Annotated in this window: 17 protein-coding genes; 6 read left to right on the top strand and 11 right to left on the bottom strand. The window is 67.0% G+C overall.

Translation table 11 applies throughout. The annotated features are described in order from the left end of the window. Window positions 1-8: 8 nt before the first annotated feature. The 9 genes from N0B71_RS20185 to N0B71_RS20145 all read right to left on the bottom strand — a co-directional run bounded on the left by N0B71_RS20185 (window position 9) and on the right by N0B71_RS20145 (window position 13,945). Complete coding sequence (locus N0B71_RS20185) at window positions 9-1,487, bottom strand: efflux transporter outer membrane subunit (protein WP_259754506.1); 1,479 nt, start codon at window positions 1,485-1,487, stop codon at window positions 9-11. After that, entirely contained in the window at window positions 1,484-4,600 is a 3,117-nt protein-coding gene (locus N0B71_RS20180; protein ID WP_259754505.1) for a multidrug efflux RND transporter permease subunit, read from the bottom strand. Before N0B71_RS20180 ends, N0B71_RS20185 begins: the two co-directional genes overlap by 4 nt. Next, on the bottom strand, window positions 4,600-7,722 hold the full coding sequence (locus N0B71_RS20175; RefSeq protein WP_259754504.1) for an MdtB/MuxB family multidrug efflux RND transporter permease subunit: 3,123 nt from the start codon (window positions 7,720-7,722) through the stop codon (window positions 4,600-4,602). Before N0B71_RS20175 ends, N0B71_RS20180 begins: the two co-directional genes overlap by 1 nt. Further along, window positions 7,719-9,014, bottom strand: coding sequence for an MdtA/MuxA family multidrug efflux RND transporter periplasmic adaptor subunit (locus tag N0B71_RS20170; protein WP_259754503.1), 1,296 nt, complete (start codon window positions 9,012-9,014; stop codon window positions 7,719-7,721). Before N0B71_RS20170 ends, N0B71_RS20175 begins: the two co-directional genes overlap by 4 nt. A 221-nt stretch (window positions 9,015-9,235) precedes the next feature. Then, window positions 9,236-9,736 (bottom strand): thiol peroxidase, encoded by a 501-nt coding sequence (gene tpx / locus N0B71_RS20165; protein WP_259754502.1) that lies wholly within the window; start codon window positions 9,734-9,736, stop codon window positions 9,236-9,238. Window positions 9,737-9,964: 228 nt separating this feature from the next. After that, window positions 9,965-10,249 carry a hypothetical protein gene (locus N0B71_RS20160; RefSeq protein WP_259754500.1) on the bottom strand — a complete coding sequence of 95 codons (285 nt, stop codon included), beginning with the start codon at window positions 10,247-10,249 and terminating at the stop codon, window positions 9,965-9,967. Between the two features lie 144 nt (window positions 10,250-10,393). Next, window positions 10,394-10,783, bottom strand: coding sequence for a VOC family protein (locus N0B71_RS20155; protein WP_259754499.1), 390 nt, complete (start codon window positions 10,781-10,783; stop codon window positions 10,394-10,396). Window positions 10,784-10,814: 31 nt separating this feature from the next. Further along, window positions 10,815-11,315 carry a VOC family protein gene (locus N0B71_RS20150; protein WP_259754498.1) on the bottom strand — a complete coding sequence of 167 codons (501 nt, stop codon included), beginning with the start codon at window positions 11,313-11,315 and terminating at the stop codon, window positions 10,815-10,817. A 431-nt stretch (window positions 11,316-11,746) separates the two neighbouring features. Beyond that, on the bottom strand, window positions 11,747-13,945 hold the full coding sequence (locus N0B71_RS20145) for an OsmC domain/YcaO domain-containing protein (protein ID WP_259754497.1): 2,199 nt from the start codon (window positions 13,943-13,945) through the stop codon (window positions 11,747-11,749). Window positions 13,946-14,188: 243 nt separating this feature from the next. Between N0B71_RS20145 and N0B71_RS20140 the strand changes: the two genes are divergently transcribed. Both N0B71_RS20140 and N0B71_RS20135 read left to right on the top strand, forming a co-directional pair. Then, on the top strand, window positions 14,189-15,328 hold the full coding sequence (locus tag N0B71_RS20140; protein ID WP_442964687.1) for an NAD(P)/FAD-dependent oxidoreductase: 1,140 nt from the start codon (window positions 14,189-14,191) through the stop codon (window positions 15,326-15,328). A gap of 326 nt (window positions 15,329-15,654) precedes the next feature. Then, complete coding sequence (locus tag N0B71_RS20135; RefSeq protein ID WP_259754495.1) at window positions 15,655-16,296, top strand: HD domain-containing protein; 642 nt, start codon at window positions 15,655-15,657, stop codon at window positions 16,294-16,296. 9 nt (window positions 16,297-16,305) lie between these two features. On the opposite strand, the gene N0B71_RS20130 is transcribed toward N0B71_RS20135, so the two are convergent. Next, entirely contained in the window at window positions 16,306-17,229 is a 924-nt protein-coding gene (locus N0B71_RS20130) for a LysR family transcriptional regulator (RefSeq protein ID WP_259754494.1), read from the bottom strand. Between the two features lie 129 nt (window positions 17,230-17,358). On the opposite strand from N0B71_RS20130, the gene N0B71_RS20125 reads away from it, so the two are divergent. The 4 genes from N0B71_RS20125 to N0B71_RS20110 all read left to right on the top strand — a co-directional run bounded on the left by N0B71_RS20125 (window position 17,359) and on the right by N0B71_RS20110 (window position 22,275). Next, window positions 17,359-18,117 carry an SDR family NAD(P)-dependent oxidoreductase gene (locus N0B71_RS20125; protein WP_259754493.1) on the top strand — a complete coding sequence of 253 codons (759 nt, stop codon included), beginning with the start codon at window positions 17,359-17,361 and terminating at the stop codon, window positions 18,115-18,117. A 418-nt stretch (window positions 18,118-18,535) separates the two neighbouring features. After that, entirely contained in the window at window positions 18,536-19,282 is a 747-nt protein-coding gene (locus N0B71_RS20120) for a gluconate 2-dehydrogenase subunit 3 family protein (RefSeq protein ID WP_259754492.1), read from the top strand. Window positions 19,283-19,288: 6 nt separating this feature from the next. Next, window positions 19,289-21,052: a GMC family oxidoreductase gene (locus tag N0B71_RS20115; RefSeq protein ID WP_259754491.1), complete on the top strand. Its 1,764-nt coding sequence runs from the start codon at window positions 19,289-19,291 to the stop codon at window positions 21,050-21,052. After that, a complete protein-coding gene (locus tag N0B71_RS20110) occupies window positions 21,049-22,275 on the top strand; it encodes a cytochrome c (protein ID WP_259754489.1) in 1,227 nt (408 codons plus the stop codon). Before N0B71_RS20115 ends, N0B71_RS20110 begins: the two co-directional genes overlap by 4 nt. A gap of 295 nt (window positions 22,276-22,570) precedes the next feature. On the opposite strand, the gene N0B71_RS20105 is transcribed toward N0B71_RS20110, so the two are convergent. Beyond that, window positions 22,571-22,891 carry a DUF2025 family protein gene (locus N0B71_RS20105; RefSeq protein WP_259754488.1) on the bottom strand — a complete coding sequence of 107 codons (321 nt, stop codon included), beginning with the start codon at window positions 22,889-22,891 and terminating at the stop codon, window positions 22,571-22,573. Between the last annotated feature and the right edge of the window lie 86 nt (window positions 22,892-22,977).

Genomic DNA, 22,977 nt, shown 5'->3' with positions numbered 1-22,977 from the left:
CGGTTGCGTCAGTCGCGTTTGGCCTGCCCTTCCTCGGCGATCTTCGCCGCATCCCACCCCCCGCCCAGCGCGGCGATCAACTGCACGCTGGCCGTCAACCGGCTGCCGGTGAGGGTCAGCAGCGTGCGCTCGTTGGACAGCGCACTGGTCTGGGTGGTGACCACGTTGCTGTAGTCGATGGTGCCGGCCTTGTACTGGTTGGTGGTCAGGCGCAGCGCCTCGCGGGAAGCGTCCAGCGCTTCCTGCTGCACGCCGCTCTCCTCTTCCAGCACCTTGAGCTGGACCATGTAGTCCTCGACCTCGCGGAAGCTGTCCAGCACGGTCTGCCGGTAGGTCGCCACGGTCTGGTCGTAGCTCGCCTCGGCCTGCTCGACCTGGGAGGCGATCAGCCCGCCGTCGAACAGCGTCATGGCGAACTGCGGGCCGATGGACCAGTAGCGGTTGGGCGTCTCGATCCAGTTCTGGAAGCTGCCGCTGCGATAGCCGCCGGCGGCGGTAAGGGTCAGGTCGGGGAACCAGGCGGCCTTGGCCACGCCGATCTTGGCGTTGGCGGCAATCACCTGGCGCTCGGCCGAAGCCACGTCCGGCCGGCGTTGCAGCAATTCGGACGGCAGCAGCGCCGGCACTGCCGGCAACTTCGGCACGCCGTCCACCGCCGCCAGGGAGAACTGGGCCGGCGGCACGCCGACCAGCACGGCGATGGCGTGCTCGAGCTGGGCGCGCTGGTATTTCAGGTCGATGGCCTGGGCCTCGGTGCTCTTGAGCTGGGTGCGCGCCTGGGCGACATCGGCCTTGGTGACGATACCGGCGTTGTACTGGTTCTCGGTGAGCTTGAGCGAGCGCTGGTAGGCGGTGACCGTGTCGTTGAGCAGCTTGATCTGCTGGTCCATCACCCGCAGCTGCAGGTAGTTCTGCGTCAACTGCGACTGCAGGGACAGACGCGAGTTGGCCAGGTCCGCGGCGCTGGCGTCCATGCTGGCGGTGTCGGCCTCCAGTTGGCGACGCAGCTTGCCCCAGAGGTCCAGCTCCCAGCTCACACCCAGGCTCGCCGAGTAGCTGTTGCTGATCGAACTGCTGCCGCCGCCACTGCTGACGGTGGAACCGTCCGGCAGGCGCACGCTGCCGCCGCTGCCGGTGCCCTGGCCGGAACGGGTCTTGCCGACGTCGGCGCTGATCGTCGGGAAGAAGGAAGAACGCGCGCCCTTGGCCAGCGCCTGGGCCTGGCGGTAGGACGCCAGCGATTGCGCCAGGGTCTGGTTGGCGGCCACCAGGCGGGTCTGCAGGTCGTTCAGCGTGGCGTCGCCGTACAGCTCCCACCAGGCGCCGTGGTTGAAACCGTCCTGCGGCTTGGCCAGCTGCCAGCCCTCACCCTCCTTGAAGCTGGCGGGCACCGTCAGCTCGGGGCGCTGGTAGTCCGGGCCGATGGCGCAACCGGCCAGCGCCAGGGCCAGGGCCAGCGGAGTGAGCAGGGAACGGGAACGGATCATACGGGTGTCTCCAGGGCGCCGTCGGTGCGCACGCCGCGCTTCTGGTTGACCCAATGGCGCAGGCGGTCGAGGTAGAGGTAGACGACGGGGGTGGTGTACAGGGTCAGCAACTGGCTGCCGATCAGGCCGCCGACGATGGTCATGCCCAGCGGGCGACGCAGCGCGGCGTCGCCGCCGATGCCGAAGATCAGCGGCAGCGCGCCGAGGATGGCGGCCAGGGTGGTCATCATGATCGGCCGGAAGCGCTTCATCGCCGCCTCCAGGATCGCGTCCCGCGGCGACAGGCCCTGGGTGCGTTCGGCGTCCAGGGCGAAGTCGATCATCATGATGGCGTTCTTTTTCACGATACCGATCAGCAGGATCACGCCGATCAGCGCGATCAGCGACAGCTCGGTGCGGAACAGCATCAGCGTGAGCAGCGCGCCGACGCCCGCCGAGGGCAGCGTGGAGAGAATGGTCAGCGGGTGCACGTAGCTTTCGTAGAGGATGCCCAGCACGATGTAGACCGACACCAGCGCCAGCAGGATCAGCCACGGCATGTCGTTCTGCGTGTCCTGCACCGCTCCGGCGTTGCCCTCGAAGGTGGCCTGGATTTCCATCGGCAGGTGGATCGGCTCCACCGCCGCCAGGATCGCATCGCGGGCCGGGCCGATCTGCGCGCCCTGGGCCAGGTTGAAGGAGAAGGTGGTGGCGGCGAACTGGCCCTGGTGGTTGACCTCCAGCGGCGCGCGGCTCGGCTCGATGTGGGTGAAGGCCGAGAGCGGGATGCGCTGGCCTTCGCTATTGATCACGTAGACCTGGCGCAGCTCCTCGGGCGTCTCCTGGTACGGCTGGGCGACCTCCATTACCACGTGGTACTGGTTCAGCGGGTTGAAGATGGTCGAGACCTGGCGCTGGCCGTAGGAGTTGTTCAGCACCGCGTCCACCTCGGCGACGTTCACCCCTAGGCTCGCCGCGCGGTCGCGGTCGATCACCAGGCGGCTCTGCACGCCCTTGTCCTGGGCGTCGCTGCTGACGTCGACGATCTGCGGCACCTTGTTCATCGCCGCCTCCACCTTGGGCGCCCATTCGCGCAGCAGGGTGAGGTCATCGCTGCGCAGGGTGAAGTCGTACTGCGCATTGCCCTGGCGGCCGCCGATGCGCACGTCCTGGCCGGCGACCAGGAACAGGTTGGCGCCGGGCACCTGCGCCAGCCGCTTGCGCAGGCGGTTGACGATGGTTTCGGCGGAGTCGCGCTCGGAGATGTCCTTCAGGGTGACGAAGAAGGAGCCGGTATTGCTCGACTGCCACTTGCCGCCGCCGACGAAGCCCACCACGTTCTCCACGCCCGGGTCCTCGGAGAGGATCCGGCGGAACTCGGCCATTTTCTTGTCCAGCGCCTGGAACGAGATGCTCTGGTCGGCCACCGCGAAGCCGCGCAGGCGTCCGGAGTCCTGCTGCGGCAGGAAGCCCTTGGGCACCACCACGAAGAGGTACAGGTTCAGCGCAATGCAGCCGAGCATGATCACCACCATCAGCCGCGAATGCTCCAGCGCCCAGCTCAGGCTGGCGCGGTAGCGCTGCATGAAGGCGACGAAATAGCGGTTGCTCTGGCGCTCCAGCGAGGCCTTCTTCGGCCCGCGCTCGACCGGTTTGAGCAGGCGCGCACAGAGCATCGGCGTCAGCGTCAGGGACACCACCAGCGACACCAGGATGGCCGCCGCCAGGGTCACCGAGAACTCGCGGAACAGCCGCCCGGTGATGCCGCCCATGAGCAGCAGCGGGATGAATACCGCCACCAGCGACAGGGTCATCGACAGCACGGTGAAACTCACTTCCCGCGCGCCACGGATGGCCGCCTGGATCGGCGGATCGCCCTCCTCGATGCGCCGGGCGATGTTCTCCACCACGACGATAGCGTCGTCCACCACGAAGCCGGTGGCGATGATCAGCGCCATCAGCGACAGGTTGTTCAGCGAGAAGCCGCACAGGTACATGACCGCGAAGGTGCCCACCAGCGACACCGGCACCGCGAGGCTGGGGATCAGCGTGGCGCGGCCGTTGCGCAGGAACAGGTAGACCACCAGGATCACCAGCACCACGGAGATGATCAGGGTCAGCTCGGCTTCTTCCAGCGAGGAGCGGATCGACGGGCTGCGGTCGTCCATCACCGACAGTTTCACCTGCGGGCCGAGCACGTCCTGGATGATCGGCAACTGCTCGTGGATGGCGTCGGTGGCCTCGATGATGTTGGCGCCCGGCTGCCGGGTGATGATCAGCAGCACCGCCGGCAGGTCGTCGGAGAAGCCGGCGTTGCGCACGTCCTCCACCGAGTCGGTGACCGTGGCGACGTCCTTCAGGCGCACCGCGGCGCCGGTCTCGGCGTTGTAGTGGACGATCAGCGGCGCGTACTCGCTGGCCTTGCGCAGCTGGTCGTTGGAGTCCACCTGCCAGTGCCGGTCGCCGAACTCCAGCGAGCCCTTCGGGCCGTCGGCGTTGGTGTTGTTGATGGCGTTGCGCACGGTGTCCAGGGAGATGCCGTACTGGCTGAGCTGGTCCGGGTTGACGTCGACGCGCACCGCCGGCAGCGACGAGCCGCCGATGCTCACCTGCCCCACCCCTTTCACCTGCGCGAGCTTGGGCGAGACGATGGTCGAGGCCAGGTCGTACATCTGCCCGCGGGTGTAGGTGTCCGAGGTCAGCGTGAGGATCATGATCGGCATGTCCGACGGGTTCGCCTTGCGGTACGTCGGGTTGTTCGGCATGCCCGAGGGCAGCAGGCTCATGGCCGCGTTGATCGCCGACTGCACCTCGCGCGCGGCGCCGTCGATGTCCTTGGACAGGTCGAACTGCACGATGATGGTGGTGTTGCCCAGGGAGCTGCTGGAGGTCATGTCGGTGACCCCGGCGATGCGCCCCAGCGAGCGCTCCAGCGGCGTCGCCACCGTGGAGGCCATGGTTTCCGGGCTGGCGCCGGGCAGGGAGGCCTGCACCAGGATGGTCGGGAAGTCGACGTTGGGCAGCGGCGCCACCGGCAGCAGGCTGAACGACAGCACGCCGGCCAGCATCAGCGCCACCGTCAGCAGCAGGGTGGCGACCGGGCGCAGGATGAACAGGCGCGATAACCCGCCCATCAGCCGCGCTCCGCCGGGTCGATGCTGTTCACGTCCAGGCCGTGGCGCTGCCGCCAGTTGGCCCAGCGCGCGGCCAGGCGGTCGAAGTACAGGTAGATCACCGGCGTGGTGAACAGCGTCAGCAGCTGGCTGACCAGCAGGCCGCCGACCATGGTGATGCCCAGCGGCTGGCGCAGCTCAGCGCCGGCGCCGCCGGCGAGCATCAGCGGCAGCGCGCCCAGCAGCGCGGCCATGGTGGTCATCAGGATCGGCCGGAAGCGCAGCAGGCAGGCCTGGTAGATCGCCTCATGGGGCGGCTTGCCCTCGTTGCGTTCGGCGTCCAGGGCGAAGTCGATCATCATGATCGCGTTCTTCTTCACGATGCCGATCAGCAGGATGATGCCGATGATCGCCACGATGCCGATGTCCTGCCCGGAGAGCATCAGCGCCAGCAGGGCCCCCACGCCCGCCGAGGGCAGCGTGGAGAGGATGGTCACCGGGTGGATGAAGCTTTCGTAGAGGATGCCCAGCACGATGTACATGGTGACGATGGACGCCAGCACCAGCAGCAGGGTGTTGGACAGCGAGGCCTCGAACGCCTGCGCCGCGCCGCGGAAGCTGCCCTGCAGGCTGACGGGCATGTCCATCTGTGCCTCGACATCGCGGATCGCCTGCACCGCCTCGCCGAGGGCGACGCCCTTGGCCAGGTTGAAGGAGATGGTCGCGGCCGGGAACTGGGCGATGTGGTTGACCGCCAGCAGGGTGTGGCGCTCTTCCACCTTGGCCAGGCTGGACAGGCGCACCTGGGTGCCGTCGCTGGACGGCACGTAGAGGTTCTCCAGCGACTGCGGGCCGATCTGGAATTGCGGCGCCACTTCCAGCACCACGCGGTACTGCGTGGCCTGGGTGAAGATGGTGGAGATCAGCCGCTGGCCGAAGGCGTTGTACAGCACGCTGTCGATGTTCGACAGGCTCACGCCCAGGCGCGAGGCGGTGTCACGGTCGATGTTGATGTAGGCCTGCAGGCCCTTGTCCTGCCAGTCGGTAGCCACATCGGCCAGTTCCGGCAGTTGCTGCAGGCGCTCGACCAGGCGCGGCACCCAGTCGGCGAGGACGTCCGGGTCGGCGTCCTGCAGGGTGAACTGGTACTGGGTGCGGGCGATGCGGTCTTCGATGGTGAGGTCCTGTACCGGCTGCATGTACAGCTTGATGCCGGCGATCCGGTCCAGCTCCGGCTGCAGGCGCTGGATCACCTCGCTGGCGGTCACGTCGCGCTCGGCGTGGGGCTTGAGGTTGATCAGCAAGCGCCCGGTGTTGAGCGTGGCGTTGGTGCCGTCCACGCCGATGAAGGAGGACAGGCTTTCCACCGCCGGGTCCTTCAGCACGATCTCGGCCAGGTCCTGCTGGCGGCTCGCCATGGCCTGGAAGGAGATCGACTGCGGCGCCTCGGCGATGCCCTGGATCACCCCGGTGTCCTGCACCGGGAAGAAGCCCTTGGGCATGAAGATGTACAGCAGCGCGGTGAGCACCACGGTGGCGATGGCCACCAGCAGGGTCAGCGGCTGATGGCGCAGCACCACGCGCAGGGCGCTCGCGTAGCGCTCGATCATGGTGTCGATGAAGCGCCCGGCGGCGCGGGCGAAGCGCCCTTCCTTCTCCGGCTCGACGTGGCGCAGCAGCTTGGCGCTGAGCATCGGCGTCAGGGTCAGGGAGACGAAGCCGGAGATGAGGATCGCCACCGCCAGGGTGATGGCGAACTCACGGAACAGCCGCCCCGCCACGTCGCCCATGAACAGCAGCGGGATCAGCACGGCGATCAGCGAGAAGGTCAGCGAAATGATGGTGAAGCCGATCTGTTTGGAGCCCTTGAGCGCGGCCTCCAGCGGTTCGTCGCCCTGCTCCAGGTAGCGGGCGATGTTCTCCACCATGACGATGGCGTCGTCCACCACGAAGCCGGTGGCGATGGTCAGCGCCATCAGCGTCAGGTTGTTGATCGAGAATCCGGCGAGGTACATCACGCCGAAGGTGCCGATCAGCGACAGCGGCACGGCGAAGCTGGGGATCAGCGTCGCGGAGATGTTGCGCAGGAACAGGAAGGTGACCATCACCACCAGGCAGACGGCGAGGAACAGCTCGAACTGCACGTCCGCCACGGAGGCGCGGATGGTCGTGGTGCGGTCGGTGAGCACCGTCACTTCCAGGCTGCCGGGCAGCGTCGCCTGCAATTGCGGCAGCATCTTCTTGATGCTGTCCACCACCTCGATGACGTTGGCGCCCGGCTGGCGCTGGATGTTCAGCACTACCGCTGGCGAGGTGTTGGCCCAGGCGGCCAGGCGCACGTTCTCGGCGTCGTCCTCCACGCTGGCCACGTCGCGCACGCGCAGCGGCGAGCCGTTCTTGTAGGCGATGATCAGGTCGCGGTAGGCGTCAGCGGACTTGAGCTGGTCGTTGGCGTCCAGGGTCGAGGAACGGGTCGGGCCGTCGAAGCTGCCCTTGGGGCCGTTGAGGTTGTTGTTGGTGACGGTGGTCTGCAGGTCCTGCAGGCTCAGGCCGGCGGCGGCCAGGGCCGACGGGTTGGCGCGGATGCGCACGGCCGGGCGCTGTCCGCCGCTGATGCTGACCAGCCCGACGCCGGAAATCTGCGAGATTTTCTGCGCGAGACGGGTGTCCACCAGGTCCTGGATCTGCGGCAGCGGCATGTCCGGGGACATTACCGCCAGCGTCAGGATGGGCGCGTCCGCCGGGTTCACCTTGCTGTACACCGGCTGGTTGGGCAGGTCCTTGGGCAGCAGGCTCTGCGCGGTGTTGATCGCCGCCTGGACTTCCTGCTCGGCGACGTCGAGGTTGATCTGCAGGCTGAACTGCAGGGTGATCACGGAGGCGCCGCCGGAGCTGGTGGAGGACATCTCGTTGAGGCCGGGAATCTGCCCCAGCTGGTTTTCCAGCGGCGCGGTCACCGAGGAGGTCATGATGTCCGGGCTCGCGCCGGGGTACAGGGTCACCACCTGGATGGTCGGGTAATCCACTTCCGGCAATGCCGAGATCGGCAGGAAGCGGTAGGCGATGATCCCCGACAGCAGGATCGCCACCATCAACAGCGTAGTGGCGACCGGCCGCAGGATGAACAGGCGGGACGGGTTCATTCGCTCTTACCGCTGTCCTGGACCGGGGTGTCCGAACCGAACGGCTTGGCGGTGGACTTGTCGCCCTCCTCGGCCGCCGCGCGGGCCTTGGCGTCGGAGGCGGCGATGGTCATGCGGGTGCCGTCGCGCAGGCGGTCGGTGCCTTCGACGACGACGCGGTCGCCCTCCTTCAGGCCCTCGGTGACCACCACGCGCTCGCCTTCGCTGGTGCCCAGGGTGACCAGTTGGCGCTTGGCCTTGTCCTCCGCGCCGACCAGGTAGACGTAGGTGCCGTCGTTGCCGCGCTGCACGGCGTTGGCCGGGATGGTCAGCACGCCCGGCAGGGTCTCGGCGAGCAGGCGCACGTTGACGAACTGGTTGGGGAACAGCTTGTGGTCGTCGTTATCGAAGCCGGCCTTGAGCTTGACGGTGCCGGTGGTGGTGTCGATCTGGTTGTCCAGGGTCTTCAGCACACCGGTAGCCAGGGTCTGGTTCTGGTTGCGGTCCAGCGCCTCCACCGGCACCGGCTTGCCGCTGTACAGCTCGCGGGCGATGGTGCCCAGTTGCTGCTGCGGCAGGCTGAACACCACGGAGATCGGCTTGACCTGGGTGATGACCACCAGCGGCGTGGTGTCGCCCGAGGTGACGAGGTTGCCCACGTCCACCTGGCGTAGGCCCACGCGGCCGGAGATGGGCGCGCGCACCTGGGTGAACTCGAGGTTGAGCTTGGCGTCGGCGACCTGGCCCTGGTTGGTCTTCAGGGTGCCCTCGTACTGGCGCACCTGGGCCTCCTGGGTGTCCAGGGTCTGCTTGGCGATGGAGTCCTCGGCGTACAGACCCTTGTAGCGGGCGAGGTCGATCTGCGCGTTCTTCAGTTGCGCCTGGTTCTGCAGCAGCGTGCCCTGGGCCTGGTCCAGCGCGGCCTGGAACGGGCGCGGGTCGATCACCGCGAGCACGTCGCCGGCCTTCACTTCCTGGCCTTCCTGGAACGGCACCTTGACCAGCTGGCCGCTGACCCGCGCGCGAACGTTGACGGTGTTGTAGGCCGTGACTGTGCCCAGCGCGTGGTAGTGCACCGGCAGGTCGCCCTTGAGCACCGGCGCGACGCTGACGGTCACCGCCGCACCGCCCTGCCCAGCGGCCATCTGCCCCGGGCCCGGTCGCCCGCCGCGCCCGCCCTGGGCCGCCGGCGCACCGGTCGACGTCGAGTGCAGCCACATGATCAGCCCCACCACCGCGGCGAACAGCAGCGCGGTGATGAGCCAGGGGCGCAGTTTGCGGAGGGTGGAGGGCGATCCGTTGCTTGCAGTCATGAGCGCTGTCTTCGAGGTCTTGGCGAAAAGAAGTGAGAATACCGAGGCTGAACGATAAGCACAGCAAAGCCGCAGGCAAAGTCTCTTTACCCGCTATTTACCTTGGATTTACCGGGAGTTACGAATTACCGGGACATTGCGACCGGCAATGATCGGAAGGGTTCCGATCAGTCGGACCGACCCCACGGGGTCGGTCCGCATTTCCTACAGGAGTAGGAAAATCAAGCCAGGGCGGCGATGGCAGCGGCGTAGTTCGGCTCGTCGGCGATCTCGCCCACCAGCTCGCTGTGCAGCACCTTGTTCTGCTCGTCCAGTACCACCACCGCGCGGGCGGCCAGGCCGGCCAGCGGGCCGTCGGCGATGGCCACGCCGTAGTTGGCGAGGAACTCGCGGCCACGCAGGGTGGACAGGTTCACTACGTTTTCCAGGCCTTCGGCGCCGCAGAAGCGCGCCTGGGCGAACGGCAGGTCAGCGGAGATGCACAGCACCACGGTGTTGGCCAGCTTGCTCGCCTCGGCGTTGAACTTGCGCACGGAGGTGGCGCAGGTCGGGGTGTCGACGCTGGGGAAGATGTTCAGCACCTTGCGCTTGCCGGCGTAGGTGTCGAGGGTGACGTCGGACAGGTTGCCGGCGACCAGCGACAGGGCCGGAGCCTGCTCGCCTTTCTGCGGCAGCTTGCCGTCGACGGAAACCGGGTTGCCCTTGAGGGTGACTTGAGCCATTGCGTGGGTCCTTCTGTGAGGGAAGGCGACGCTGGCGAGTTGCCAGCGCCGCAGGAGGATTCGGGGCCGGGGCAGATGCTAGCACGACTTTCCCGAGCATAACGCTCGGGCATGCATCCGGGATTGTGAGATCAAGGGCCCTCCCCCTCTGCCAGAGGGAGTAGGAATTGGTGCCGACCGGCATCGCAGCATCAGCCATCCCTCACCGCTAACGGTCCCGCACCCCGCTCAAACGAACGGCTGGTCCTGGAACCCGCGCGGCAGGCGCTGGCTGCCCGGCAAAGCGGCGAGGCGCTTCTCCCAGAAGCTGCGCCAGTCGTTGTGCACGGCGTCGGCGCGGGCCTTGCGCTGGGCGCGACGTGCGGCGTTGCGCGCATCGCGGCGGGCTTCCTTGTAGACCTCGGTGTTACGGCAGCTGCGGCACTTCACCCGGTTCAGCTCGCTGGTGGCCTCCAGGTGCTTGCCGGCATGCCCGCAGGCCAGGTGACCCTTGACCTTGTAATGCGTGACCATCGCAGTTCCTCCCGGTCCGGCGAGCGCACCCTCGCCGCTTGGTGGGGCCGCAGCCAGGCAGGCGGTGCGTGCCGGGTGGCTGCGACGCTCAGGGAGTTGGACGAGCCGCTGCGCTTGCGGGTTCGATTTTTCTGGCGTGGCGCCTCACTCCGGCAGATGGCAGACGCAGCACAGCTTGTTGCCGTCGAGGTCGCGCACATAGGCACCGTAGTAGGTCGGCGAGTAGTTCAGGCGCAGCCCCGGCGGCCCTTCGTCGACACCGCCCAGTTGCACGGCGCGGGCGTGGAAGCGATCGACCTGGTGCCGCGTGCGCGCCTCGAAGGCCACCAGGCTGCCATTGCCGACGCTCGCCGGCTGGCCGTCGATGGGTAAATAGACGCAGAACGCCACGTCGCTGTCCGGATGCACGAAGATCGCCCGCTCGGGTGCATGGCGATGCGCCTTGAGGACGATCCCCAGCGTGCCGAGGACCTTGCCGTAGAAGTCGATGGCGCGGGGCAAATCGTTGGTGCCAACGGTGATGTGGCTGAACATGCCCGGTGCCCTCCGTGCTCGATCCGTGCGCTCAGTTGCCGGCGTGGGCGCGCTCGATGGCGGCCATGTCCAGTTTCTTCATGCCCATCACCGCCTGCAGCGTGCGGCTGGCCTTGGCCGGGTTCGGGTCGGCGACCATGTCGCCGACGTGGCGCGGGCAGATCTGCCAGGACACGCCGTAGCGGTCCTTCAGCCAGCCGCACATCTGCGCCTCCACCGGGCCGCCGGCGCCGAGCTTGTCCCAGAAGTGGTCGATCTCCTTCTGGCTGTCGCACATCACCTGCAGCGACAGCGCCTCGGTGAAGTTGAACGCCGGCCCGCCATTGAGGGCGATGAAGGTCTGACCGTCGAGCACGAACTCCACCGTCAGCACCGAACCGGGCACGCCGCCGTGGCGGTCCTTCTCGGCCTCGGGGTAGTAGGCAATCTGGACGATGCGCGAGTTGGGGAAGATGCCGACGTAGAACTCGGCCGCTTCCTCGGCCTTGCCGTCGAACCACAGGCAGGGGGTGACGCGTTGCAGGCTGGACATGGTGACTCTCCTGATCCTCGCGCGGTCGGCATGACCGGCATGCAGCTTGGTCGCCTGGGCGACGACGGAATCGACAAGTCTAGGCGGACTTTCGCGCTGCGCCGGATGATCGGTCGGGCGGCATGCCGGGAGCGAATCTGGATCGCGGAAATGAGAAAGGGCACCCGAAGGTGCCCTTTCCGTACAGTTCCGTAGGGCGCATAACCCGGAACGGGTTATCCGCCGTTTGCTCCGCGGCGGATAACGCTGCGCGTTATTCGCCCTACGGCCTGGCGCGGCGTCATGGGATGGCGCCGCTTCGTAGGATGGCGTGGAGCGCAGCGATACCCATCGAATCCCGCGCACGGACAGCATGGGTATCGCTGCGCTCCACCCATCCTACAAAGATCACTCGACCCTCACGCCGGCAATGGGGGCGTTGAGCACGCGGATCAGCGCCCCACCGCCCGGGCCCGTGCCTGATGCAGCTTCTTGTAGCTCTCGATCAGGCGCAGGTGCTTGTCCAGGCCTTCCAGCTTGGTGCTGGTGGGCGTCAGGCCATGGAAGCGCACGCTGCCGTCCAGCGACCCGATCACCGCGTCCATGCGCTCGTTGCCGAACATGCGGCGGAAGTTGGCCTCGAAGTCGGCCATCTCCAGCTCCTCGTCCAGGTGCACTTCCAGTGCCGCGTTGAGCGCCTGGTAGAACAGCCCGCGCTCGACGGTGTTGTCGTTGTACTGGAGGAACATCTCCACCTGCTCCTTGGCGGTGTCGAAGCGCTTCACCGCGAGGTTGATCAGCAGCTTGAGCTCGAGGATGGTCAGTTGGCCCCAGACCGTGTTGTCGTCGAACTCGATGCCGATCAGCGTGGTGATGTCGGTGTACTCGTCCACCTCGCAGGCTTCCAGGCGCTTGAGCAGCGACTTGAGGCGAACGATGTTGAGGCTGTGCAGGTTGAGGATGTCGGCGCGGAACGCCAGGGCCTTGTTGGTGTTGTCCCAGATGAGGTCTTCCACCGGGTAGATTTCCGAGTAACCCGGCACCAGGATGCGGCACGCGGTGGCGCCCAGGTGCTCGTACACGGCCATGTAGACTTCCCTGCCCTGCTCTTCGAGGATGCCGAACAGGGTCTGGGCTTCCTGACTGTTCGAGTCCTCGCCGTGGCCGGAGAAGTCCCACTCGACGAACTCGTAATCGGCCCTGGCACTGAAGAAGCGCCACGACACCACGCCGCTGGAGTCGATGAAGTGCTCGACGAAGTTGTTCGGCTCGGTCAGCGCCTGGCTTTCGAAGGTCGGCCGCGGCAGGTCGTTCAGGCCCTCGAAGCTGCGGCCCTGGAGCAGCTCGGTGAGGCTGCGCTCCAGCGCCACTTCGAAGCTCGGGTGGGCGCCGAAGGAGGCGAACACGCCGCCGGTGCGCGGGTTCATCAGGGTCACGCACATCACCGGGTATTGGCCCCCCAGCGACGCATCCTTGACCAGCACCGGGAAGCCCTGCTCCTCCAGCCCCTTGATGCCGGCGACGATGCCGGGGTACTTGGCCAGCACCTCCTGCGGTACGTCCGGCAGGGCCAGTTCGCCCTCGAGGATTTCGCGCTTGACCGCGCGTTCGAAGATTTCCGACAGGCACTGCACCTGCGCCTCGGCCAGGGTGTTGCCGGCGCTCATGCCGTTGGACAGGTAGAGGTTCTCGATCAGATTGGACGGGAAGTACACCGTCTCGCCGTCGGACTGGCGCACGAAGGGCAGCGAGCAGATGCCGCGCTCGGTGTTGCCCGAGTTGGTGTCGTACAGGTGCGAGCCGCGCAGCTCGCCGTCCGGGTTGTAGATCGCCAGGCAGTACTCGTCGAGGATCTCCTCCGGCAGCGCGTCCTTGGCGCCCGGCTTGAACCAGCGCTCATCGGGGTAATGCACGAACGGCGCGTTGGCGATCTCCTCGCCCCAGTACTGGTCGTTGTAGAAGAAGTTGCAGTTCAGCCGCTCGATGAACTCGCCCAGCGCCGAGGCCAGCGCACTCTCCTTGGTGGCGCCCTTGCCGTTGGTGAAGCACAGCGGCGACTGCGCGTCGCGAATATGCAGCGACCAGACGTTGGGCACGATGTTGCGCCAGGAGGCGATCTCGATCTTCATGCCCAGGCCGGCGAGGATTTCCGACATATTGGCGATGGTCTGCTCCAGCGGCAGGTCCTTGCCCGGGATGTAGGTGCTGGCGCCGGCGACGGTACTGGGCATCAGCAGCGCCTGGGCGTCGGCGTCGAGGTTCTCGACTTCCTCGATGACGAAGTCCGGGCCGGTCTGCACCACCTTCTTCACGGTGCAGCGGTCGATGGAGCGCAGGATGCCCTGGCGATCCTTCTCGGAGATGTCCGCCGGCAGTTCCACCTGGATCTTGAAGATCTGCTTGTAGCGGTTCTCCGGGTCGACGATGTTGTTCTGCGACAGGCGGATGTTGTCCGTGGGGATGTCGCGGGTCTGGCAGTAGAGCTTGACGAAGTAGGCCGCGCACAGCGCCGAGGACGCCAGGAAATAGTCGAACGGCCCCGGTGCCGAACCGTCGCCCTTGTAGCGGATCGGCTGGTCGGCGATGACCGTGAAGTCGTCGAACTTGGCCTCCAGGCGAAGGTTGTCGAGAAAGTTGACCTTGATTTCCATGCGCACGCACCACGAAAAGAAAAACGCGAAAAGAGAAAAACGACTGGGCGCGCATTATCCGGGCAAATGCCCCTGCGGGATACCTCAACCGCCAGCCCCGCGCCGCGGGTCGACGCACGGCCTCCCCTCGCCCGGCGCTTGGGGTAAGATGCGCGGCTTTGCGCCGCCCAGGCGTTCGTCCACGAGGAATCCGCCGTGCTCACATCCCAGGTCATCATCATCGGCGCCGGCGCCGCGGGACTGATGTGCGCCATGGGCGCCGCCGCGCGCGGCCGCCAGGTCCTGCTGATCGACCACGCCAACAAGGCCGGCAAGAAGATCCTCATGTCCGGTGGCGGCCGTTGCAACTTCACCAATATGTACTGCGAGCCGGGCAACTTCCTGTCGCAGAACCCGCACTTCTGCAAGTCCGCCCTGGCGCGCTTCACCCAGTGGGATTTCATCGCCCTGGTGGCCAAGCACGGCGTGCCCTACCACGAGAAGAAGCTCGGCCAGCTGTTCTGCGATAACAAGTCCAGCGACATCCTCGGCCTGCTGCTGGATGAATGCGAACAGGCCGGCGTCGACCTGCGCCTGGATACGTCAGTCAGCGAGATCGCCCGCCTCGACGAGGGCGGTTACCAGTTGCAGACCAGCCTCGGCCTGGTCCGTTGCGAATCCCTGGTGATCGCCACCGGCGGCCTGTCCATCCCGACCCTGGGCGCCACCGGTTTCGGCTACCAGGTCGCCCGCCAGTTCGGCCACAACGTGCTGCCGACCCGCGCCGGCCTGGTGCCCTTCACCCTTACCGATCCGCAGCTCAAGGCACTGTGCACCGAGCTGTCCGGCACCTCGGTGGAGGATTGCCGGGTCAGCTGCAATGGCCAGAGCTTCGTCGAGAACATCCTGTTCACCCACCGCGGTTTGAGCGGCCCGGCGATCCTGCAAATTTCCTCCTTCTGGCAGCCGGGCGACACCGTCAGCATCGACCTGCTGCCGCGCATCGACCTGCCCGTCTGGCTGGTGGACCAGCAGCGCGAGCGCCCCAACAGCGAGCTGAAGACGCTGCTGGCCGAGCTGTTCACCAAGAAGATGGCCGGCCTGCTGGCCGAGCAATGGTTCGTCTCCAAGCCGATGAAGCAGTACACGCCCGGCGAGCTGAAGGCGATTGCCGAGCAACTGGGCAACTGGCAACTGGTGCCGGCCGGCACCGAGGGCTACCGCACCGCGGAAGTCACCCTGGGCGGCGTCGACACCCGCGAGGTGTCGTCCAAGACCCTGGAATCGCTGAAGTCGCCGGGCCTGTATTTTGTTGGCGAGGTGCTGGACGTGACCGGCCACCTGGGCGGCTTCAATTTCCAGTGGGCCTGGGCCTCGGGCTATGCGGCGGCGCAGTTCGTCTAGGACCCGGACTTCCCTGTAGGAGCGGGCCATGCCCGCGATCGCGCGCAGAGCGCGCTCCTACCTGTCGGCTCCGCGGGCCCCGAATACGCAGGACCGTAGGGCGCATAACCCGGAACGGGTTATGCGCCGATGGCCCCACGGCGGATAACGCTGGCGCGTTATGCGCCCTACGATCTCGATCCCGGACGCTTATGGTCTGCTGGCAGCAAAACATGCATGCCTGTCCGGATTCGCTCCTCCGCTCTCGTTGTCGCCACGGCGCCCAGGAATTCCAATGGACTCCTGCGCGCCGCACCCCGCGGTGCGCCTTGATCCTGGAGCCCGCCATGAGCCTCGACCTGAACGGCGTCAAAGTCCCCGACAGCACCCTCGCCAGGGCCATCACCGAGATGGTCCGCGACAACGCCACCCCGCTGCTTTTCCACCATTCCTCACGCGTCTACTACTGGGGTGCCCTGACCGGTGCGCGCCAGGGCCTGAAGTACGACGCCGAGTTGCTCTACGCCGGCGCGATGTTCCACGACATGGGCCTGATGCCGCGCTACTGCAGCCAATGCGAGCGCTTCGAGGTGGACGGCGCCGACTGCGCCGCCGACTTCCTGCGCAGCCATGGCATCGCCGACAGCGATATTGACACGGTGTGGACCGCCATCGCCCTGCACACCACGCCCGGCATCCCGCGGCACATGAAGCCGGAGATCGCCCTGGTCACCGCCGGGGTGGAAATGGACGTGCTGGGCATCGCCTACCCGCAGTTCCCCGACGCCCAGCGCGAGGCCGTGGTCGCCGCCCACCCGCGCGGCGGGCAGTTCAAGCAGGACATCCTGCAGGCCTTCTACGACGGCATCAAAGCCAAGCCGCAGACCACCTTCGGCAACGTCAAGGCCGACGTGCTGGCGATGAAGGATGCCAGCTTCGTGCGCGGCAACTTCTGCGAGGTGATCCTGAATTCGGACTGGGCCAGCTAGGACCGGTGCTCACGACCGGGCAGGCACGGGCGTACCCAGCACGCCGGGCTCGCCCAGCAACTGTGTCAGCCACTGCATGAACACCCGCACCCGTTGCGGCAGCCGGCGGTGGGCATAGAGCAGGGAAATCTCCATGGGCGGCAACGGGACATGCTCCAGCACCTGCACCAGCCGCCCCGCCTCCAGGTCATCCAGCACGCCATGCACCGGCACCTGGATGAGGCCCAGCCCCCCCATCGCCGCGCTTTCGTAGGCTTCGGCGTTGTTCACCGACAGCGCCCCGCCCATCGGCATGTAGCGCACCTCGCCCTGGTGCAGGTATTCGAAACCCGGGGTCCGCGCGCCCAGCACGCTCACGTAGTGGATCAACTGGTGCCCGGCCAGATCCTCCAGCGACTGCGGCACGCCATGCTCGGCAAGGTAGGACGGGCTGGCGCAGGTCACCTGCGGGAACTGCCCGAGGCTACGCGCCACCACCGAAGGGTCGTTCACCGAACCGACCCGCACCACACAATCGAAGCCCTCGCGCACCAGGTCGACGCGGCGGTCGGTGCAGCTCACCTCCAGCTCCAGCGCCGGGTGCCGCGCGAGGAATTCCCCCAGGCGCGGCATCACCAGCTTGCGCGCCATCACCGTTGGCATGTCCACCCGCAGGCGCCCGCCGAGGGCTTCGTCATCCTGTCGGAACAGGCCCTGCAGTTCGTCCAGCTGGGCCAGCATGTCCTTGCTGCGCTCGTACAGCACCAGGCCGTCCTGGGTGGCGGTGACGCGGCGGGTGGTGCGCTGCAGCAGGCGCGTGCCGAGCAGTTCCTCCAGCGCCTGAATGTGTTCGGAGACGGTGGAGCGCGGCAATCCGAGCTGCTCCCCCGCCTGGGTGAAGCTGGCCAGCTCGGTGACGCGGACGAAGGTGCGTAGCAATTCGGGGCGGATCATCGGAGGGCTCAGTCATTGTTCGGTACTGTCGACCAGTATTTCCGATTTCTGCTGGTTTATCACCGCATGTTCGAACAATAAGCTTTCCCTCAACCCCACCGCTCCCCCAGCCACCACAGGAGTTCCGCCATGTCCCGCAAGATCGCTCTCATCACCGGCGCCAGCCGCGGCCTGGGCCGCAACGCCGCCCTGCACCTGGCCGCCGCTGGCGTTGACATCATCGGCACCTACCGCAGCCAGGCCGACGAGGCCCATGCCGTCGCCGCCGAGATCCAGCAGCATGGCGGCCGCGCCGCCATGCTGCACCTGGACGTGGCCGACAGCGCCAGCTTCGCCGCCTTCTCCGAGCAGGTCCGCGCCATCCTGGGCGAAACCTTCGGCCGCCAGGACTTCGACTTCCTGGTGAACAATGCCGGCATCGGCCTGCATGCCAGCTTCGCCGAAACCACCGAGGAACAGTTCGACCAATTGCTGAATATCCAGCTCAAGGGCCCGTTCTTCCTGACCCAGAAGCTGCTGCCACTGATCGCCGATGGCGGCCGTATCCTCAACGTGTCCAGCGGCCTGACGCGCTTCGCCCTGCCCGGCTATGCCGCCTACGCGACCATGAAGGGCGCCATGGAAACCCTGACCAAGTACCAGGCGAAGGAACTGGGCGCGCGCGGCATCGCGGTGAACATCCTCGCCCCGGGCGCCATCGAGACCGATTTTGGCGGCGGCCTGGTGCGCGACAACGCGGAGGTGAACAAGCAGATCGCCAGCAATACCGCCCTGGGTCGCGTGGGCCTGCCGGACGACATCGGCGCGGTGATCGCCGTGCTGCTGTCCGACGGCGGCCGCTGGATCAACGGCCAGCGCGTGGAGGCGTCGGGCGGGATGTTCCTGTGATCTGCGCCCGAGCGTAACCCTGGTACAGGAGCGGACTCCCACCGCGATGGGTTTGCGGCACGATGTGGAACCTATCGCGGACGGAGTCCGCTCCTACGCACCCCGGCAATCCGCGGCACGTCTGGCCCGCGGATTTTCTCGAAATCCGCAACAACCCTTTACTGCAAAAAAACCTGCAACATTTTGTAACGGCCCCTAGTCTAAAAACGCGTGTGGAAAAGACGAACCGCGGATTTCGCCCAGGCACAGGACCATTCCCCGCCCGCCAATCCGCCAAGCGCCCCGCTCGAGGGTGACTTCGCACCCCGCTCCGCTCACCGGCACCGGCCGGGAGTGCAGACCACCGTGAACCGACCTGGCGATACGTGTCCCTGCCTCCTCGAATATCGAGTGGACCGCTATTGCCTCAGGAGCCGACATGACCGACCACCCCAAGGGCTTCACCCGGCGCCAGCTGCTGAAGTCGTCCGCCGCTTCCCTGGCCGTCGGCGCTGCCGCCAGCAGCCAGGCCGCCACCGTGATCGGCACGCCGAAATGGCTGCCGTTCGATCACAACGGCCCGCTGCACTATGACAGCCCCGGCTGGCAGTTCTTCACCGCCGAGGAGGCCGTGGAGCTGGAAGCCATCGTCGAACAGCTGATTCCCGCCGACGAGCTGAGCGTCAGCGGCAAGGACGCCGGCTGCGCAGTCTTCATCGACCGCCAGCTGGTCAGCGACTACGGCGACTCCGGCCGCCTGTACATGCAGGGCCCCTTCACCCCGGGCACGCCGGCCCAGGCCGACCAGTCGCCGCTGGTGCCGCGCGAGCGCTACCGCCTCGGCCTCGCCGCGCTGGGCAAGTACTGCCAGGGCCAGTTCCAGAAGAACTTCAGCGCCTTGCCTCCCGAGCAGCGCGACCAGGTCCTGAGCGACCTGGAGAAAGGCGCCATCACCCTCGAGGGCATCGACGCCAGGATGTTCTTCCAGCAGGTGCTGGACAACACCATGGAGGGCTTCTTCGCCGACCCGATCTACGGCGGCAACCGCGACATGGTGTCGTGGAAGATGCTCGGCTTCCCTGGCGCGCGCTACGACTACCGCGACTACATCGCACTGCACAACCAGAAGCTGGACCTCGTGCCGCTCTCCATCATCGGCAGCTCCGCCTGGACCAAGAAGGGTTAATCACGCATGGCCAAGAAACTACCTTCCACCGACGTCGTGGTCGTCGGGCTCGGCTGGGCGGGCTCGATCATCGCCCATGAACTGGCCGACGCCGGCCTCCAGGTCATCGGCTTCGAACGCGGCCCCTGGCGCGATACGGCCAGCGACTTCAACCTCGCCTCGGCGGCCGACGAGCTGCGCTACAACCGCCGCCAGGAGCTGATGCTGCGCACCCGGCAGAACACCTGCACCATGCGCAACAAGGAATCGGAGACCGCCCTGCCGATGCGCATCTGGGGCTCGTTCCACCCCGGCAACGGCACCGGCGGCGCCGGCAACCACTGGGCCGGCATCACCTTCCGCTTCCAGCCCGAGGAATTCCGCCTGGCCAGCCACCTGAAGGAGCGCTACGGCAAGGAAGTGCCTGCCGAGCTGACCCTGCAGGACTGGGGCACCACCTGGGAAGAAATGGAGCCGCACTACGACGCCTTCGAGCGCCTGGCCGGCGTGTCCGGCAAGGCCGGCAACCTGGGCGGCACCCTCGTCGACGGCGGCAACCCCTTCGAGGGCCCGCGCTCGCGCGAATACCCCAACCCGCCCACCGCGCAGACCTACGCCCCGACCCTGTTCGCCGAGGCCGCGCGCAACCTCGGCTACAAACCCTTCCCGGTGCCCTCGGCGCTGGCCTCCCGCGGCTATACCAACCAGCTGGGCGTGACCATGGGGCCCTGCACCTTCTGCGGCTTCTGCACCAACTACGGCTGCGCCAACTATTCCAAGGCCAGCGCCATCGTCAACGTGATGCCGGCGCTGATCCGCAAACCCAACTTCAGCGCCCGCACCAACTCCGAAGTGCTCCGGGTGACCCTGGACAGCACCGGCAAGCGCGCCACCGGCATCGTCTACGTCGACTCCAGCGGCGAGGAATGGGAGCAGCCGGCGGACATCGTGGTGGTCGCCGCGTTCATCTTCGAGAACGTGCGGCTGATGCTGCTCTCCGGCGTCGGCGAGCCGTACAACCCGATCGCCAACACCGGCACGACCGGGCGCAACTTCGCCTACCAGACGGCCAACAACGTGCGGCTGTTCTTCAAGGACAAGAACTTCAACCCCTTCATCGGTGGCGGCGCCATCGGCATGGGCATCGACGAGTTCAACAACGACAACTTCGACCACTCCGGCCTGGGCTTCGTCGGCGGCGGCAGCACCCGCGTGACGCCGATCGGCGCCGCGCCCATCGACTCGCGCCCCACCCCGCCCGGCACCCCCACCTGGGGCGCGGCCTGGAAGAAGGCCACGGTGGACAGCTACCTGAGCAACATGGCCATCGGCTGCGAGGCCAGCAGCTATTCCACGCGCAGCAACTACCTGTCGCTGGACCCGAACTACAACGACCCCCACGGTCGGCCGCTGCTGCGCATCACCTTCGACTTCCCGGAGAACGACCTGCGGATGGCGCAGTACTGCACCGACAAGGTGGTGGAGATCGCCCGCAGCATGAACCCGCAGCAGATCGTCCCGGCGCCGCGCAAAGGCCCCTGGGCCAACACCTCGTACCAGTCCTCGCACATCGTCGGCGGCTTCATCATGGGCGCCGATCCGAAGAACAGCTCGGTGAACAAGCACCTGCAGGTCTGGGGGGTGCCCAACCTCTTCGTGGTCGGCTCCTCGGCCTTCCCGCAGAACCCCGGCTACAACCCCACCGGCACGGTCGGCGCGCTGGCCTTCAAGGCGGCCGACGCGATCCGCCGCCTGTACCTCAAGCGCCCCGGGGAGATGATCAGCGTATGAAGACTCTCCTCTCCCTCGGCGCCGCCGCCCTGCTCGGCGCCCACCTGCAACCCGCCTTCGCCGGCACCGGCGCGGACTCCTACAACCTGGTGGAAAAGGGCCGCTACCTCGCCGTGCTGGGCGACTGCACGGCCTGCCATACCGTACCCGGCCAGGCGCCCTTCGCGGGTGGCGTAGCCATCGACACGCCGTTCGGCAAGCTGGTGGGCGCCAACATCACGCCGGATGCCGATACCGGCCTGGGCCGCTGGAGCTTCGACGACTTCCAGGCGGTGATGTCCAGCGGCCACGGGCGCAATGGCAAACGCCTGTACGGCGCCATGCCCTACACCGCCTACACCAAGGTGCGCCGCGAGGACAACCTGGCGCTCTGGGCCTACCTGCAGACCCTGGAGCCAGTGCGCAACGCGGTGGAAACCAACCAGTTGCCCTTCCCCTTCAGCGTGCGCACCAGCCTGATCGGCTGGAACTGGCTGAACTTCACCCGGGGCGAATTCGTGCCCTCGCCGGACAAGTCGGCGCAATGGAACCGTGGCGCCTACCTGGTGCAGGGCCTGGGCCATTGCGGCACCTGCCACACCCCGAAGAACCTGCTGGGGGGTGACGACAACGACCGCTTCCTCGCCGGCGCCAACCTGCAGGGCTGGGTCGCCCCGGACATCACCGCCAACCCGCACAGCGGCATCGGCCAGTGGAGCACCGAGGACCTGGTGCAGTACCTGAAGACCGGCGCCAACCGCTTCGACATCGCCTCCGGCCCCATGGCCGAAGCGGTGGAGAACTCCACCCAGCACTGGCGCGACGAAGACCTGCTGGCGGTGGCGGTGTACCTCAAGGATGGCGCCGCCACCCAGACCGCCCCCGCGCCGGTGAAGGCGGACGACGCCGCGATGGTCGCCGGCAAGGCGATCTACGCCGACCGCTGCTCGGCCTGCCACGTCAGCAACGGCGAAGGCGTCCGGCACCTGTTCCCGACCCTGGCCGCCGCGCCCCTGGTCAACAACGACGATCCCAGCTCGCTGATCCGCGTGGTCCTGGCCGGCAGCCGCGCCGGCAGCACCGACGCCGCACCGACAGGGCCCGCCATGCCGTCGTTCGCCTGGAACCTCGACGACGAAAAAGTCGCCGACGTGCTGACCTACGTGCGCAACAGTTGGGGCAACGCGGCGGCGCCGGTCACCGCCAGCCAGGTGGCGGACCTGCGCAAGGAGCTGTCGCAGTAGCGCTCGGCGCACGCAGGAGCAACTGTCTTCTTCTGGGGAGTCCGTGCCGATCCTTCCCCCTCACCCCAGCCCTCTCCCTCAGGGAGAGGGGGCAGTCCGAGCCGATTGATGCCAAGGCTTCAGCCTGCTCCGAACGGTCCCCTCTCCCCTGAGCGGGGCGCGCAGTGGGTCAGGTGAGCGCCAAGCCGAGCACAGCCATATCCCGTAGGAGCGGACTGAGTCCGCGATGGTGTCCGGCGCGTTGCGGAGCTATCGCGGACGCAGTCCGCTCCTGCGCATCCTGAAGACGCAGCGCTCACTTCAACCGCCGTTCGGCGGCGATTTCCGGCAGGTCGGTGCGGCGCAGGTAGGTGAGCAGCGCCTCGTTGAGGTTCAGGCGGTCGTGGATGTTCTGCTCGGCGAGTATCTGCAGGCATTCGCGGCACAGCGTCATCACCGCCCCGCTCTTGTGCACCCAGACGAATTCGCAGGCCGGGCGAATACTGTCCTCGGCCACGTCCATGCCGAAGGAGTCCTCGCTGAATCGCACGATGTACTTGCCGCTCTTGCGGTTGAAACCGACGAAGCCGGACAGCCCGTCGGCGGCGTTGCAGATGTCGCTGGAAGTGATGGCCATGCTGCCCCCTGGATGTTGTTCTGTGTGGATGTGCACGCAGGAGGTCCACGCTTCTGTGAGCGGGTGAACGGCGGATTCTGACAGCC

This window comes from Pseudomonas sp. GCEP-101 (genome assembly GCF_025133575.1).
Lineage (GTDB): Bacteria > Pseudomonadota > Gammaproteobacteria > Pseudomonadales > Pseudomonadaceae > Pseudomonas > Pseudomonas nitroreducens_B.
This window is presented reverse-complemented; position numbering and strand designations above follow the sequence as displayed.